Genomic DNA, 14,452 nt, shown 5'->3' with positions numbered 1-14,452 from the left:
CTGGCTGTTGCGGACGATTGATCAGATTATACAACCGGTGTCGGTTAGGTGGATAATAATTAGTGTCCATGGTATACGATTTTTATTAGTCTACTAATTCTGTAGACAAATATAAACAATCACTTTTGATAACAAAAAAATATTTTCCTGCTACCGGAGCTGGCAGGGATATTATTGACCGGTATTCAGCAGGGCTTCATAATCGCTGTTGGTGTCGATATCTATGGCGCCTTCGGGGAAATGGAGTGTAGCTACCTGGCCGGGGTGTTGCAACAATATTTTTTTAGCCCCTTCCTGCCCACTGAGGGATAGCAGCTGGGGAAAGAATTTTTTATCGAAGAGTGCCGGTGTACCTATTGTGTCGCCATAGGAAGCCGCTATCAAGCCCTTGCCACTGGATTTTTTGAGGGCATAGATGTCTTGCAGCAGGGAGGTGCTGATATGTGGCTGATCGCATAACAGCAGCAGTGCGCTGGTAGTATTGGGTTGTATCTGCAGCAGATGTTGCAGGCCCGCTTTAATAGAGCTACCCATGCCGGTAGGCCAGTGGGGATTAACCACTGTATGCACTTTTTCTGCAGGGAGTTGTTGTTTGATCTGGGTGGCAAATGCGCCCAGGACCACTACTACAGGCATAGGACCCGATTGCTGGGCAGTGTGTACCACATTTTGCAACAGGCTTTTATGTTGAAAAGGCAGTTGCTGTTTTGGAGTGCCCAGTCTCTTTGAAGCGCCAGCGGCGAGGATAACGATACCAGTTGTTTCCATTATAATACTTGTTGGAGGATAATTTGTTGCTCACGTGGATGAATAGTGGTATTTCTTTCCCGTAAGGAAGTGGCGGAGGCAGCTGCCATCACTGATTTTATTTCACTAATAACGGAGAGTGCAATTTCTTCCGGTGTTTCTGCACCGAGGTCGAGTCCTGCCGGTCCGTGTACACGTGCCCGTTGTTGCCTGGAAACCGGGACGCCGTTTTCCATGAGTTCACTGAGCATGCGTTGTAATTTTTTGACAGGCCCCAATACGCCTATATACGGCAGCGGAAGTGGCAGTAATTGCGTTAGCAGGGCCAGGTCGTAATTATAGTTATGGGTCATGAGCACCACTGCCGTATGGGCGTCGGTGTTTATCGCTGACAGGAGTTGTGCCGGTTTGGCCAGTACCACCCGGGTAGCATCGGGAAACCTGGCTTTGGAGGCGTACAGGGGGCGACCATCGGCCACAATGGTGCGCCATCCCAGCAGGCTGGCCATTTTTACCAGTGGTATTACGTCATTGCCTGCGCCGGCAATGAGCAACTGTACGGCGGGCGGCAGATAAGCTGCGTGTGCCGTAAAGTGGTTATTACCGGCCTGGTAGGTTTTGGTAAAAGAGGCGCGTGTGTCCAGCGCGACCTGTGCATCGGCCGTCACCGCCTGTTGGAGCTTCCTGTCTTCGATAGGGTATGCTGTTTGCCCGTTGGCATTCAGCAACAGGCAGGTGCCGGGTTGAGGCCCTTTACGCTGGCGCAAACTAAAGATGGTGACCAGCACGGCGGGGCTGCGATGTGCGATGGCTTCCTGGAGCAGCGCCAGTGGATTGTCAGGATTGGCAGCGTTGATAGGTTCCAGCAGGATATGAACAATGCCGTTGCATCCGAGTCCTACGCCCAGGGTAGCATCGTCTTCATCGTTGGTGTCGTAGGTAACCAGCATGGGTTGCTGTTGCAGTATAACCAGCTGGGCCTTGCGCAGGGCATCGCCTTCGAGGCATCCCCCGCTGATGGCGCCGGTGAGGGTACCATTTTCTGTTACCAACATACGTGCGCCAGGTTGGCGGTACGCCGATCCTTCCACGTGCACTACCGTAGCCAGGGCCGTTTTTAGCCCCTGCTGGCAGGCGTTGTGATAAGCCTTTACGATATCTTCCAGTTCTTTCATGTGTTCGTGTTTTCGGTGGAAGTAATATGTAATAGCTTATCTGGTGTGATAGGCAGATCGCGCACGCGGATGCCTGTGGCATGAAATACCGCGTTAGAAACAGCGGCAGCAAATCCTATCAGCGCAATTTCTCCCAATCCTTTGGAGCCCATGGGGTTGATATATGGATCCTTTTTATTAACGAAATACACATCGGTGGGGGGCGTGTCTGCGTTGACCGGTACGTGATAATCGGCGTAGTTATTATTGACGAAACGACCGAAGCGGTGATCCAGTATAGCCTCTTCCGTTAGCGCCATCCCGATGCCACCTACTACGCCGCCAATCATCTGACTGCGGGCTGTTTTGGTATTAACAATGGCGCCAGCATCTGCCACGCTTACGATATGTTGTATGCGTACTACGCCCGTGGTGGGATGTACATGAACTTTGGCAAAGTGTACAGAGAAAGAGTACATGGAGTATTTCTTTCTTTCCTCTCCGCCCTGGGAGGTGGCTGTTACTTTTACTTCCGGCAGCTTTTGTTGTTGCAGGAGTGCTTCGTGTGTAATTTTTGTTTGCCGGTCGGCAGTGATGAGTTGTCCATCTTCATAAATAATCTGCTCCGGGGTGGTTTGTTTAAATGCGGGTACCTGGCTGATAGCGAGGTTAGCCAGCTCTTTCAGCAGGGTATGGCAAACATCCGATACGGCGCTGCCCACAGTAGATACGGTGGCAGACCCTCCTTGTTCCGGCGCATAGGGAAAGGAGGATTCTCCCAACATAAAAGTTATTTTATCCGGGGAGATACCGGTAACGTCGGCGGCGATTTGTACCATGGCGGTAGCAGTACCGGGACCAATATCTGCAGCGGCGCTTTGCAAGGTGAGCGTGCCATCGGCTTTTAGTATAGCCGATACCGTAGCTTTGCCACGATAGGCGCCGAAGGTGCCGCTGCTCATGCCATAGCCTGCCAGCATACCGTTTTCCTGCATGCTGCGGGGCGCCGGGTTGCGGCTGGACCAACCAATTTTTTCCGCTCCTATCTGGTAAGCTTCCTTCAGGTATTTACTGGAGAAGGGAAGGTTTCTTTCCGGGTCGGTATCGGCATGATTCAGGATGCGCAATTGCAGCGGATCTATTTTCAATTTGTAGGATAGCTCATCTATGGCCGATTCCAGGGCAAAAGAACCGGTGGCTTCTCCGGGGCCCCGCATCCAGATGGGCGTGCTCATATTGAGCGGTACCAGCTGGTACCGGGTATTTACGTTGGGGCAATCGTACATGAATTTCGTCATGGCTACAATGCCTTCTGTAAAGTCTTCATAAGGCGACGTGATAGCGACGGCTTCATGGGTAATGCCGGTTAATTTCCCATCGGCGGTGGCGCCCATGCTTATTGTTTGGCTGGAGTTGGGGCGGTATCCTACCAGTGTAAACATTTGTTCGCGGGTGATAACCAGCTTTACCGGTTTACGTATTTTTTTGGCAGCCAGTATGGTGGCAATTTCCAGTGGCCATACACGGAGCGCCATGCCAAATGCGCCGCCTACAAACCGGGAATGGACGGTAATATTTTGTTCAGGGATTTCAAACAGTTCCTGTATCGTTTCCTGTACGCTTTTTACGCCCTGTGTTTTGGCGTAGAGGGTGAGGGTGTCGGGGGAGGTCCAGTGTGCAATGATGCCAGCCAGTTCCATAGGATTGTGTACTTCCAGTGGGATGGTGTATTGGGCGCTGTGGGTAACGGGCGCTTTTTGCCAGGCATTGATTTCTCCACGGGAATAGTCTTTCATACGGTTGTTCTGAAAGGCTTTATCCATGCTGGCTTCCATATTGGTATAATGTGTTTCCTGGTTGTACTGCACTTCTACCAGGGAGGCGGCATATACCGCGCGTTCCATGGTGTTGGCCACTACAATAGCCACTGGTTGTCCGTTGGAATAGATGCGGTTATCGCGGAAGATTTGCAGGCCGTTTTTGTCGCCCGGATTTGTTTTTTTATATCCTGGCACTGGTGGTGCGTTCAGGTGCGACACTATATCCGCTACTCCCGGTGCACGCAATGCTTTGGTGGTGTTAATGCTGGCAATGGCGCCGCAGCTGATGGTACTGCAAACCAATGCAGCGTATTGCATATCCGCCGGTTGGTGGTCGGCAAAGTATTTGGCTCCGCCGGTTACTTTCAGGCGACCATCCACGCGGTTCATGGGTTGTCCTGTTTGTTGTTTTTTCATGCGGTAGCAGCTTTTAGTAAGGCGGTTTGAATACTGTTGAATGCCAGGTCTTTTTTAAAGCCGTTGTGGGCATACGTTTTAGCACCCTGGATGGCGATGTTTGCCGCCAGCCGGAAATTGTCGCTGGTAGGTGCTTTGCCGGTGAGCGCTTTCTCTGCATCGGGAAGGCGCCACGGTTTATGCGCTACACCTCCCATGGCTATACGAATATTGCGTATCACGTTGTCGCTGATATCCATGGCCACGGCTACGGATACCAGTGCGAAAGCATAGGAGGCACGATCACGTACTTTGAGGTAGCAGATATGTTTGGTGAATGGGTGCGTGGGGATTTCCACGGCCGTGATCAGTTCGTTTTTAGCCAGGTTATTATCCAGCTGTGGGGTATTGCCTGGCAGGCGGTGAAAGTCGGTAAATGGAATGCGGCGTTCGCCTTTAGGTCCTGCTACCAGTACCGTAGCGTCGAGGGCGGCCAGTGCTACGCACATGTCACTCGGGTGAACGGCGATGCAGTTGTCGCTGGCGCCGAAAATGGCGTGCATACGGTTAATGCCACCGATAGCGCCACAGCCGCTGTTGGGCTGGCGCTTATTACAGGGCATAGACGTATCGTAGAAATAGGAGCAACGGGTGCGTTGCATCATGTTGCCACCTACGGTAGCCATATTGCGCAATTGTTGGGAGGCGCCGGCCAGCAGAGCTTCCGACAATAGCGGATGCTGTGTTTTTACCAGCTCATGTGCGGCCAGGTTGCTGTTGAGCACCAGGGCGCCTATGTGCAGGGTATTACCGTCCTGCCGGATCTCCCGGAGGGGGAGCTGGTTGATGTCGATCAGTTTTTCCGGTAAGGTGACCCCGTTTTTCATGAGGTCGAGCAGGTTAGTACCGCCTGCAATGAAGCGGGCGCTATGATCGCGTGCCATAGCGTCTATGGCAGCCTTAAGGCTGTTGGGTCTTACGTAGGAGAAAGGATTCATGCTATTTGTCCTCCATTTTTTACATCCATGATGGCGTTTACAATATTGTCGTATGCACCGCAGCGGCAGATGTTGCCGCTCATGAATTCGCGGATTTGTTCCGGGGAGCCGGCATGTCCTTCGTGTAGGCAGGCTACGGCGGACATGATTTGTCCGGGAGTACAATATCCGCATTGGAAGCCATCGTGCCGGATGAATGCTTCCTGTACCGGGTGCAGTTGATCGCCGCTGGAAAGTCCTTCGATGGTGGTGATTTTTTTGCCTTCCTGCATCACGGCAAGGGTGAGACAGGAGTTAATGCGCTGGCCGTTTACATGTACCGTACAGGCGCCGCATTGGCCGTGGTCGCAGCCTTTTTTAGTACCGGTCAGCGCCAGCTGTTCACGTAGGAGATCCAGCAGGGTAACGCGGGGTTCTACAGAGAGCTGCATTTTTTTTCCGTTTATTTCCAGGTTGACCGGCATTTTTTCAAACACGGCAGCAATGGCTTCGTCATGTTGCGCAGCCTTCAGCACCAATGGTGGTGCTAAGGCCAGCGCCATAACAGCAGAAGATTGTTTCAGGAAATCGCGGCGGGCTTCCTGTTTATCTTTTTTTGGTGGAACAGATGATGGCTTGTTTTCCTGTGGCATTTTGCACCCGTTTTTTTCACTAATAAGTTAGCAAAAAAAAATGGTTCCGGGTGCTAAACTTTGATGTATGGTGAACGGAGAAGTTAGCCTATTGTTTTGGGGCTACCCTGGTTTCCCCGTTGCGGGTTATGCGCATGGCGGTAGCGTTGCCATTGTTGTCGGTTACAAACTCAATATCGAAGCCGGCCTCATTGTCCAGGAAGAAGTGGGTATTATCTGCCGCGCTCATGGGCGATCTGGGGCCTTTGTCGGGATAAGCCACCAGCTGCCCGTTTTCCAGCTTTAGCTCTACCAGCAGCGATTGCGCAGTGATCTTATACATGCCGGTATATTTTTTCAGGATGTCTTCGCTCAATTTTACCGCCACTTTCTTTGTCGGTATATAGTAGGGTTGTTGGTAACAAGCGGCCAGTATGCTTTTGGCGATGCCGTTGAGCGCAGGAGTTTCAGTATTGCTGAGTAAAATAATACAGATATCATCTTCTGGTACTCTCAACAGCTGGGAGCGGAAGCCAAAAATGCCACCACTGTGCATCACGGCTTTATGTCCAAAGAGACTGTCTATTTCCCAACCAAATCCATAATGGTTTTTCACCTGCGTGGTAGCCAGGGCGATAGATTGCGCGCTGATAACGCGGTTCTGTTGCAGCGCCTGGTGAAAGCGGTATAGGTCGCCGGTGGTGGAGTAAATGGCGCCGGCTGAAAAGGATACGGATGAATCTACTAAGGGAGATATTTTCGTGTAATCATTCAGGCTGTCGGCTACATATCCAATAGTTCTGTTGTTGCTCTGCAGGTGCGCAAAGTCAAACCCACTGTGTTGCATACCGGCTGGTTTGAAAATATATTTCCTTACTGCAGCTTCCCAGGGTATGCCGGTGGCTTTATGCACAATATATCCCAGCATGGAATAGCCGGAGTTACTATAGTTCCAGCCGGTACCCGGGGAAAAATCCAGTGGTTTATCTTTAAACAGTGCGATCATTTTTTCTTCTGTAGCTGGTTGTTCGGGGTGCCAGAGATCCCTGTCCAGCCTGGTATAATTGAAGATGCCGGAAGTATGCGACAGCAGTTGACGGATGGTAATACTATCGCCATGTGGATAAGCCGGGTAGAATTTGCTGATGTGGTCGTCGAGTGACAACTGATGCAGCTCTGCGAGTTTTAGGATCAGGGTGGAGGTGAAGGTTTTGGTAATCGACGCCAGCTGGTATTGACTGTTGGTGGTGTTGGGGATATGTTCGTTCACGTTAGCGGAACCGTAAGCTTTATCTATGAGTATTTGTCCATGTACCGCTACGAGCGCCGTGCCGGAAAACTGGTGTTGGTCATGATAAGCATAGAGGAGGGTATCAATTTTTTGTGCAGTGGTTTGGGCATACAGGGTTTGTACTGTGAGGAAGAAGCACAACAGGGGGAGTATTCTCTTGAGCATAGCAAAAATTTTTGGGAAGGTAGTCCAGGGGATGGGAAATGGGGAGGTAAATGTGATGGAACTATGGAAAAACAGGACGAAACCGGTAAAGCGGTGTTTTAATTAGTGTGCCTGATAGTGCCAGGAGCGGGGTAGCAAAGTCATTTACGGGCAATATTTTTTGCCTGCATGTTGTTCTTCAAAGTCTTTTATTTGTTGTTGCAGCGCGCGTTTTTGTTGCAGGTATTGTTTGAGGTCTAAGCCTTGTTGCCTGGTCGTTTCCAGTTGGGTGAGCGCTTTATGCAGCTGGTAATAGGCTTTTCTGATCTGTGCAATTTCGGAGTTCCGGAAAGCCAGTACATCAGGAGCTTCGCGGATAATATCGGTAGAAAATCCATTCTGTACCCAGTTATTAAAGTCATAACCCAGTACGGCCATGCTGCCGGTGTTGAGGGCGCCGTATCCGACGATGTATACAGTGGGATCGTTGTATTGGCAGTGGAGGCAAACGGCCTGACCACCACTGTCATCACCGATGCTGAGGTATTGTGGAAGGTATTGTTGTACCTGGTAGTCGGCGTTGCGTTGGAGCAGATGAGCAGTGCCATACAGCAATACCAGGTCGGTTACCGGCAGGTCATCTTCTGCTTGTTCTTTTAGCAGGAAGTTGCGATAAGCACCCGGCAAGGGGAAGCCGAGTGCTTTTTCTATTTCAGAGATGTTATTATTGTTCGCCATTTTTAAGTTGTGCTAACCATTGTTGGGCGAATTCGTTGCCGGGTTCCAGTTTGATCACTTCCTCAAAAGCGGCGATGGCATTGGGTATCTGGTCCATGTTGTAGAACAATACGGCCCGGTTTACGTGCACATAGGGATCGTTTGGTGCCAGTTTCAACACTTCATCATAGATCGCCAGCGCCTCTTCGTCCAGCTGAAGCAGCATAAAGACGGATCCTTTATTCATCATCAGGTTAGGCTCTCCGGGCGCCAGTTCCAGGCCTTTGTTGGCATATTGCAATGCCAGTCGTAATTTGTTGATAATACCCATTTGAGTATCCTGGTTATAGCCGTTATCTTCCATGTGGGTGATCGCTGTATTGGCTTCCTGCAGCATTTTTATTACCTGTTGTTCATACCAGCCAGCGCTTTTTTCTACATTTTCAGCGAAGGGAACATTTTCCAGGTCTATTTCTTCTGCCGTATCCGTGCCGGGTTTCATTTTATCGGCTGCCGGTGCATACCACCATTCGCAGAATTTTCCCAGTTCGCCGCCGATGGGTAATTCATCGGAAGGTGGTAAGGTATCCGCATCAATGGCATCGTTTGCCAGTACCAGTTCCAGTATAGATTCGAGTGCTTTGTAATTAATAGGTTCTCCCATTTGCTCTGCATTCATTACGATGTAGGGCATCAGCTGGTAGTAGCTGGCCAGCAGGCTGGTATTTTTTTGTTGGCCTGCCAGTTCTGCAATTTCGTGCGACATGGTAAATACGTCTATTTCTTCCGGGGCTATCGCATCTTTGCCGGTTAGGGTACCATTGTCTACCAGGTCGGTCCACAGCAGGGAGCCGGCATCGCAGTATAAGATATAGTGGTTGGTGTTATGGTCGTAGTTGGCGTAGCCGGCTACCGGGTTGGTTTCAGCGTCCCATTCGGCGGTCGGTTGCTCGTAGATGAAACTGAATTTTTTGCTGGCTTCCAGCGCATCAAACCAGGCTTTATGGGCTTCGTAGGCCGGATGAGCGCTGATAGGAAATGTATAAACGAAGCGGTGTTTGATCAGCGTATCTATTACGCGGAAATGGGTAAACCCGGTATCAAACTGTTGTTGTACGCGATAAAGGTTATAGAAAAGACTTCTTCGGTCGAGTCCTTCTTCGGGGCTTTCGTCCAGACAATAAACGGATAATTCCACCCATGATTCAACTTCGTGCATCGACATATGTAGCGCGGTTTTTAGGCAAAACTACGTAAAAAGCAGAAAGCGTAAGGCAGAAAGCAAAAAGCTATTGTGGGAAGTGATCTTAGCGAATATTTAAAATATGCTTTGGTCATTCTCCACAATAGCTTTTTGCTTTTTGCCTTACGCTTTCAACAATACGTTCTTCACGTATTTGTAGCTTTGGGTGATGCTCTGGAACGGATCGATGGTGATTTTGTCCTGTTCTACAAACAGGTGTTTTACACCTGCCAGCTTAGCCTGGGCAAATATTTTGTGGAAGTTGATACTGCCGGTGCCTACTTCTGCGAAGGTTACGCCGGAGAGCAGCTCCATAGAGGTTTTGTTTTCTGTACCGGCTGCAGTGAGACTGGCCGTATTGTTTTTATCCATGTCTTTTACGTGCCAGGCAACGAAGCGGCCGGGTGCTTCTTTAAAGAGGGCTACCGGGTCGCGTCCGGATTTTACCGCCCAGAACAGATCCAGCTCAAAGGATACGAGGGAAGGATCTGTTTCTTTGAGCATAATATCATAGCCGGTGCTATTGTTATCTGCCAGGGGTTTAAATTCCCAGTAGTGATTATGGTAGCCAATGTGGAGGTTAGCTTTTTTACAGATTTCACCTGCCTTATTGAGTTGTTCTGCCATGAATTTATAATCGTCCGCTACCAGTTTTTTATCCCAGAGGGAGAGTGGTAATACCGGTACAATGAAATAGCGTTGCCCCAATGCGGCGGCTAGTTCAATTTGCGGTTGCAGGGCATCTGCGTTACCATTGCCCCGCGTAAGGTAGTCGTTGAGCTGATAGTGGCCGCTGGGTGTTACCAGTTGATGCTGTTGTAATACGGCGCCCAGTTCTTTTGGCTTGAGGCCCCAGAATTCCCCTTTATCGCCGGCGCCCTGGAAGCCATAGAATGTTTCTACTTCGCGGTAGCCAATGCCGGCTACTTTGGCCAGGGTACCTTTAGGGTCCTTGTCCAGCTGATCACGCAGGGTATACAGCTGAATACCGATTTTCTTAGGGAGTGCTTTATTGCCGGTCATAGCCAGGAGGCTGCCGGGGAGCATCATGCCTGCTGCCATCAATCCTGTTTGCTGGAGGAAGGAGCGTCTCGAAGTATGCATGGTCATAAAAAATTTATAACGTGGGTAAATGTTGAATCACTGCAGTGGTTATATAGGGCAATTTAATAAAACGATTTTATCTTGACCGAATTTTTTAGCCGCTATGGGAGGAGATGGTACTTTTTTGCAGAAACCGGCAGAATAATACAATAAAAAGATAGTTTGACATAACGGAAATGCGCGTGTGATAAAAATAAATATTCCCTTTGTAATCGTTAGTGGTGGATGGTTTGAAACCTCTTGTGCTGCATCATTGCAGCAGCTGTTTTTATTCCTGTAATTTTTGAATAGAGGAGGTTTTAAAATGGTTAAATTGTTAGTCGTTACTTGTCCAAAACCTTGTCCAACATGCGTGTTTTTTTCAGCAGTATAAAACAGGCCGAAAAGGGTACCCGCCAGAAATCCAGGTTACGGGAGTGGATAGAGGCGGTAATTTTCGCCGTTGTTGCTGCGACCCTGATCCGTACTTTTATTTTTGAGGCTTTTGTTATCCCCAGTGCTTCCATGGAGAAGACGCTGTTAATCAATGATTTTATTTTTGTGAGCAAAGTCAGTTATGGGCCCCGCATTCCTATTACCCCGTTGGCATGGCCTTTTACTAACCATACCATGCCTTTTACAAAAGATGTGGCTCCCTTTTCCACGACTGTACAGTGGCCTTACAGGCGGCTGCCGGGATTTGGGCATATTGAGCGTAATGATGTAGTGGTGTTTAATTATCCCTGCGGCGACACGGTGCTGAAGAATAAAGCGGGGGAAGATGAAGACTACTATACCATGGCCAGTTTGGGAGCGGAATACCTGCACAAAAATTACGGACCACCTATTACCAGGCCGGTAGATAAGCGGGAAACCTGGATCAAGCGCTGTATAGCGGTGAGCGGGGATACTATTGAGATCGTGAGCGGCGAAGTATATATCAATCACCGCCCGGGGAGGATACCTCCAGATTTCCAGGCCCGCTATTATGTGACTATGCCGGACCGCAAGCGGTTGAGCGAGGCCATGCTAGACAAGCTGGGGACAGATCACATCCCACGGCCTATGCGCGATTCAGGTATGTTCATACATAACTTGTCGCCCAATAACCTAGATACCCTCTATGCCAGGGGAGCGCGGATAAAACGGGTGATAGTGGAAGGTTACGGCGATTACCGGATATTTCCCTTCGATAACAAACACTATGAATGGACACAGGATTGTATGGGCCCGGTTTATGTTCCAAAAAAGGGTGTTACCGTGACACTTGATACTTTAACCCTGCCTTTTTACCGCCGCATTATCGACACCTATGAGCATAATACGTTAAAGGTGGTGGATAACAAGATTTATATTAATAACCAGGAAACCGGTACTTATACTTTTAAGATGAATTATTACTGGATGATGGGGGATAACCGTAACGAATCGACAGATTCGCGTTTCTGGGGTTTTGTTCCTGAAGATCATATTGTGGGGAAGGCCTGGATTATCTGGATGAGCTTTGACCATGGCCACATCCGCTGGCGACGATTGTTTAGCACGATTAAATAAGGAGGACTTTGCATGACAGTTGGGTTACACAAAATCCTCCGGGTGATTTACCGGCTATGGCAAAGGGCTGTATGGTGCTTTGATGATTTTTAAATTCGTACTTTCGCAGCATGCCCGTATTGCATCATTCAGACTACAGAGCGCCATTCCTGCTGCAGAATCGTCATATGTTAACGATTTACCCTTCCCTGTTTCGAAGTATCGCTCCTGCGCCTTACCGGCGGGAACGTATTCCTACGCCGGATAACGATTTCCTGGACCTGGATTTCAGCGAAAAAGGGAATGACCGTATCGTAGTGATTTTGCATGGACTGGAGGGAAATTCAACGCGTAAGTATGTACTGGGCATGGTGCATATTTTTAATGAAGCAGGCTTCGACACCGTGTCTATGAATTTCCGTGGCTGCAGCGGAGAGCCCAATAAAAACCTGTGTTTTTATCATAGCGGGGAAACGGGTGACCTGCATACCGTGATTACCTACCTGCAAACATTGGGGAAATATAAGACCATACACCTGGTCGGTTTTTCGCTGGGAGGTAATGTCACACTCAAGTACCTGGGGGAAAAGGGGAGTCAGCTGAAAGGCGTCATTAAATCGGCAGTAGCCATCTCGGTGCCCTGCGATCTTAAAAGCAGTTCGGCTGAATTGGAGAAACGGCATAATATCATTTACATGCAGCGATTCATCCGCGACCTGGGAGAGAAGCTGCGGTTAAAGGAACAACTGTACCCGGGCCGAATCGACTTGTCGGGCTACAACGCAGTAAAGTCATTCCGGCAATTCGACGACCGTTACACCGCGCCTATACATGGCTTCCGGGACGCGTTGCAATACTGGGAGGAATGCAGTTCCCGCAAATACCTACACAGGATACAGGTGCCTGCTTTGCTGATCAATGCTGTCGACGATCCCTTCCTGAGCAAAGAATGTTATCCCTACGACCTGGCATCCAAAAGTTCCTGCTTTTTCCTGGAAACACCACAGCAGGGCGGACATGTAGGCTTCGTGAAATTTGGAGTGCCCTATTACTGGTCGGAACAACGGGCCTTATCGTTCTTGCAGGAAGCGTAAATAGTTTGTATTTTGATACCAGCTTTAGCATCGACGCTAATTTATTTTGTTATGAAAAAAACTGGTCAATTTTTTTTGAGCCTTGCCCTGCTCCTGGGCAGCTATATGAGTGGAAACAGCCAACAGAAAGCGCCTGGTATCAACTATTGGCTTACTTCTCCCGATAAATCTGTTGTGCTGCAACAACAGCCGCGTACTTTGTTGTTTAGCGCCGTGAAAAAAGATATGCCCGTTATAACGGTAGACGATACCCATACGTTCCAGGGAATAGATGGATTTGGGTTTACGCTCACCGGAGGCAGCGCTACGCTGATCAACCAGCTGCCCGCCGATCAGCAGGATGCTTTGCTGAAAGAATTATTTCTTACCAAAGGAAACGGCATCGGTATCAGCTATCTGCGCCTGAGCATCGGCGCCTCTGACTTGAGCGCCAGCGTATTCACCTACGATGATATGCCCGAAGGAGAAACAGATCCGGAGCTGAAGCATTTTACCATCACTGAAGAAAAGAAAGACCTGATCCCGGTGTTAAAAAAGATTGTGGCCCTTAATCCTGCCATCAAGATATTAGGCTCTCCCTGGACTCCACCAGCCTGGATGAAAACCAATGAATCTTTTATCGGTGGTAGTTTAAAGCCGGAATATTACAGCGTGTATGCACAATATTTTGTGAGATATATACAGGCGATGAAAGCCGCCGGTATTACGATCGATGCCATCACAATTCAGAATGAGCCGCTGCATCCCAAAAATAATCCGAGCATGCTGATGCTGGCGCCCGACCAGGCCGCCTTTATCCGGGACCACCTGGGACCTGCGTTTAAAAAGGAACGCATCAAAACGAAGATTATCTTATATGATCACAACTGCGATAAGCCGGAATATCCTATTTCTATTCTCCAGGATGCCGCTGCCAGCCCGTATATCGATGGATCCGCTTTCCATTTATACGGTGGTACTATTGATGCGCTCAGTAAAGTACACGACCTGTTTCCCGGTAAGCATCTTTATTTTACAGAACAGTGGTCGAATGGGAAGGGCAGCTTTGCTGAAGAACTGACAACAAATACTACGCAGTTGATTATTGGCGCTACCCGCAACTGGGCGCGCAATGTACTGCAATGGAACCTGGCAGCGGATGCGAAGTGGAACCCGCATACTGATAAAGGAGGTTGTTCCCAATGCCTGGGAGCTATTACCATTGATGGAAATGCTGTCTCGCGCAATTCCTCTTATTATGTGATCGGGCATGCGTCTAAATTTGTGCCGGCCGGTTCGGTGAGGATTGCATCCGATATTCCCGGTAAACTGGATAATGTAGCTTTTAAAACGCCTGCCGGAAAAAGAGTACTGATAGTGGTGAATAATGATACCACGTCGCAATCCTTCCAGATCAGTGCGCGCGGGCAACAGGCCACTGCATCGCTGAATAGCGGAGAGGTAGCCACGTTTGTCTGGTAATGTTTTATTCTCCTTTCATGGTGTTGGCTTAACCGGTGTAAGGAACCTTCGGGAAGGTTATATATATTGTTAAGACACCGTTATGAAATAACACTACCAAAAATATCAGCGCGAACAATGATGGTGATGCTTTCAGGGTGTTGTATCTATACCTGATGCC

The 14,452-nt window shown here is 49.2% G+C and carries 12 protein-coding genes; 3 read left to right on the top strand and 9 right to left on the bottom strand.

Translation table 11 applies throughout. The features are described 5' to 3' along the window. Window positions 1-171: 171 nt before the first annotated feature. From FHW36_RS29755 to FHW36_RS29715, 9 genes are all read right to left on the bottom strand, one after another. Entirely contained in the window at window positions 172-768 is a 597-nt protein-coding gene (locus FHW36_RS29755; protein WP_145675099.1) for a nucleotidyltransferase family protein, read from the bottom strand. Beyond that, window positions 768-1,922, bottom strand: coding sequence for an XdhC family protein (locus tag FHW36_RS29750; RefSeq protein WP_145675098.1), 1,155 nt, complete (start codon window positions 1,920-1,922; stop codon window positions 768-770). Before FHW36_RS29750 ends, FHW36_RS29755 begins: the two co-directional genes overlap by 1 nt. Then, window positions 1,919-4,138 (bottom strand): xanthine dehydrogenase family protein molybdopterin-binding subunit, encoded by a 2,220-nt coding sequence (locus FHW36_RS29745; protein ID WP_145675097.1) that lies wholly within the window; start codon window positions 4,136-4,138, stop codon window positions 1,919-1,921. The genes FHW36_RS29750 and FHW36_RS29745 overlap by 4 nt, the downstream gene beginning before the upstream one ends. Continuing rightward, window positions 4,135-5,115, bottom strand: coding sequence for an FAD binding domain-containing protein (locus FHW36_RS29740; RefSeq protein WP_145675094.1), 981 nt, complete (start codon window positions 5,113-5,115; stop codon window positions 4,135-4,137). The genes FHW36_RS29745 and FHW36_RS29740 overlap by 4 nt, the downstream gene beginning before the upstream one ends. Next, complete coding sequence (locus tag FHW36_RS29735) at window positions 5,112-5,747, bottom strand: 2Fe-2S iron-sulfur cluster-binding protein (protein ID WP_145675092.1); 636 nt, start codon at window positions 5,745-5,747, stop codon at window positions 5,112-5,114. The genes FHW36_RS29740 and FHW36_RS29735 overlap by 4 nt, the downstream gene beginning before the upstream one ends. 88 nt (window positions 5,748-5,835) lie before the next feature. Beyond that, on the bottom strand, window positions 5,836-7,182 hold the full coding sequence (locus FHW36_RS29730) for a serine hydrolase domain-containing protein (protein WP_145675090.1): 1,347 nt from the start codon (window positions 7,180-7,182) through the stop codon (window positions 5,836-5,838). Window positions 7,183-7,326: 144 nt separating this feature from the next. Next, window positions 7,327-7,899: an SMI1/KNR4 family protein gene (locus FHW36_RS29725; RefSeq protein ID WP_145675088.1), complete on the bottom strand. Its 573-nt coding sequence runs from the start codon at window positions 7,897-7,899 to the stop codon at window positions 7,327-7,329. Beyond that, a complete protein-coding gene (locus FHW36_RS29720) occupies window positions 7,886-9,103 on the bottom strand; it encodes a tetratricopeptide repeat protein (RefSeq protein WP_145675086.1) in 1,218 nt (405 codons plus the stop codon). Before FHW36_RS29720 ends, FHW36_RS29725 begins: the two co-directional genes overlap by 14 nt. A gap of 141 nt (window positions 9,104-9,244) precedes the next feature. Beyond that, complete coding sequence (locus tag FHW36_RS29715; RefSeq protein ID WP_145675085.1) at window positions 9,245-10,225, bottom strand: sugar phosphate isomerase/epimerase family protein; 981 nt, start codon at window positions 10,223-10,225, stop codon at window positions 9,245-9,247. 348 nt (window positions 10,226-10,573) lie between these two features. On the opposite strand from FHW36_RS29715, the gene lepB reads away from it, so the two are divergent. The 3 genes from lepB (at window position 10,574) to FHW36_RS29700 (ending at window position 14,292) form a co-directional block, all read left to right on the top strand. Beyond that, window positions 10,574-11,758 carry a signal peptidase I gene (lepB, locus tag FHW36_RS29710; RefSeq protein WP_145675083.1) on the top strand — a complete coding sequence of 395 codons (1,185 nt, stop codon included), beginning with the start codon at window positions 10,574-10,576 and terminating at the stop codon, window positions 11,756-11,758. Window positions 11,759-11,868: 110 nt separating this feature from the next. Continuing rightward, entirely contained in the window at window positions 11,869-12,831 is a 963-nt protein-coding gene (locus FHW36_RS29705) for a YheT family hydrolase (RefSeq protein ID WP_145675082.1), read from the top strand. A 51-nt stretch (window positions 12,832-12,882) separates the two neighbouring features. Beyond that, window positions 12,883-14,292, top strand: coding sequence for a glycoside hydrolase family 30 protein (locus FHW36_RS29700; RefSeq protein WP_145675080.1), 1,410 nt, complete (start codon window positions 12,883-12,885; stop codon window positions 14,290-14,292). Window positions 14,293-14,452: the final 160 nt, after the last annotated feature.

It is taken from the genome of Chitinophaga polysaccharea, assembly GCF_007829335.1.
GTDB classification, from domain to species: Bacteria; Bacteroidota; Bacteroidia; order Chitinophagales; family Chitinophagaceae; genus Chitinophaga; species Chitinophaga polysaccharea_B.
This window is presented reverse-complemented; position numbering and strand designations above follow the sequence as displayed.

Bases quoted from the DNA above. Each gene is read 5' to 3' on its own strand.
- FHW36_RS29755 (WP_145675099.1), bottom strand. From the start codon at position 768: ATGGAAACAACTGGTATCGTTATCCTCGCCGCTGGCGCTTCAAAGAGA.
- FHW36_RS29750 (WP_145675098.1), bottom strand. From the start codon at position 1,922: ATGAAAGAACTGGAAGATATCGTAAAGGCTTATCACAACGCCTGCCAG.
- FHW36_RS29745 (WP_145675097.1), bottom strand. From the start codon at position 4,138: ATGAAAAAACAACAAACAGGACAACCCATGAACCGCGTGGATGGTCGC.
- FHW36_RS29740 (WP_145675094.1), bottom strand. From the start codon at position 5,115: ATGAATCCTTTCTCCTACGTAAGACCCAACAGCCTTAAGGCTGCCATA.
- FHW36_RS29735 (WP_145675092.1), bottom strand. From the start codon at position 5,747: ATGCCACAGGAAAACAAGCCATCATCTGTTCCACCAAAAAAAGATAAA.
- FHW36_RS29730 (WP_145675090.1), bottom strand. From the start codon at position 7,182: ATGCTCAAGAGAATACTCCCCCTGTTGTGCTTCTTCCTCACAGTACAA.
- FHW36_RS29725 (WP_145675088.1), bottom strand. From the start codon at position 7,899: ATGGCGAACAATAATAACATCTCTGAAATAGAAAAAGCACTCGGCTTC.
- FHW36_RS29720 (WP_145675086.1), bottom strand. From the start codon at position 9,103: ATGTCGATGCACGAAGTTGAATCATGGGTGGAATTATCCGTTTATTGT.
- FHW36_RS29715 (WP_145675085.1), bottom strand. From the start codon at position 10,225: ATGCATACTTCGAGACGCTCCTTCCTCCAGCAAACAGGATTGATGGCA.
- lepB (WP_145675083.1), top strand. From the start codon at position 10,574: ATGCGTGTTTTTTTCAGCAGTATAAAACAGGCCGAAAAGGGTACCCGC.
- FHW36_RS29705 (WP_145675082.1), top strand. From the start codon at position 11,869: ATGCCCGTATTGCATCATTCAGACTACAGAGCGCCATTCCTGCTGCAG.
- FHW36_RS29700 (WP_145675080.1), top strand. From the start codon at position 12,883: ATGAAAAAAACTGGTCAATTTTTTTTGAGCCTTGCCCTGCTCCTGGGC.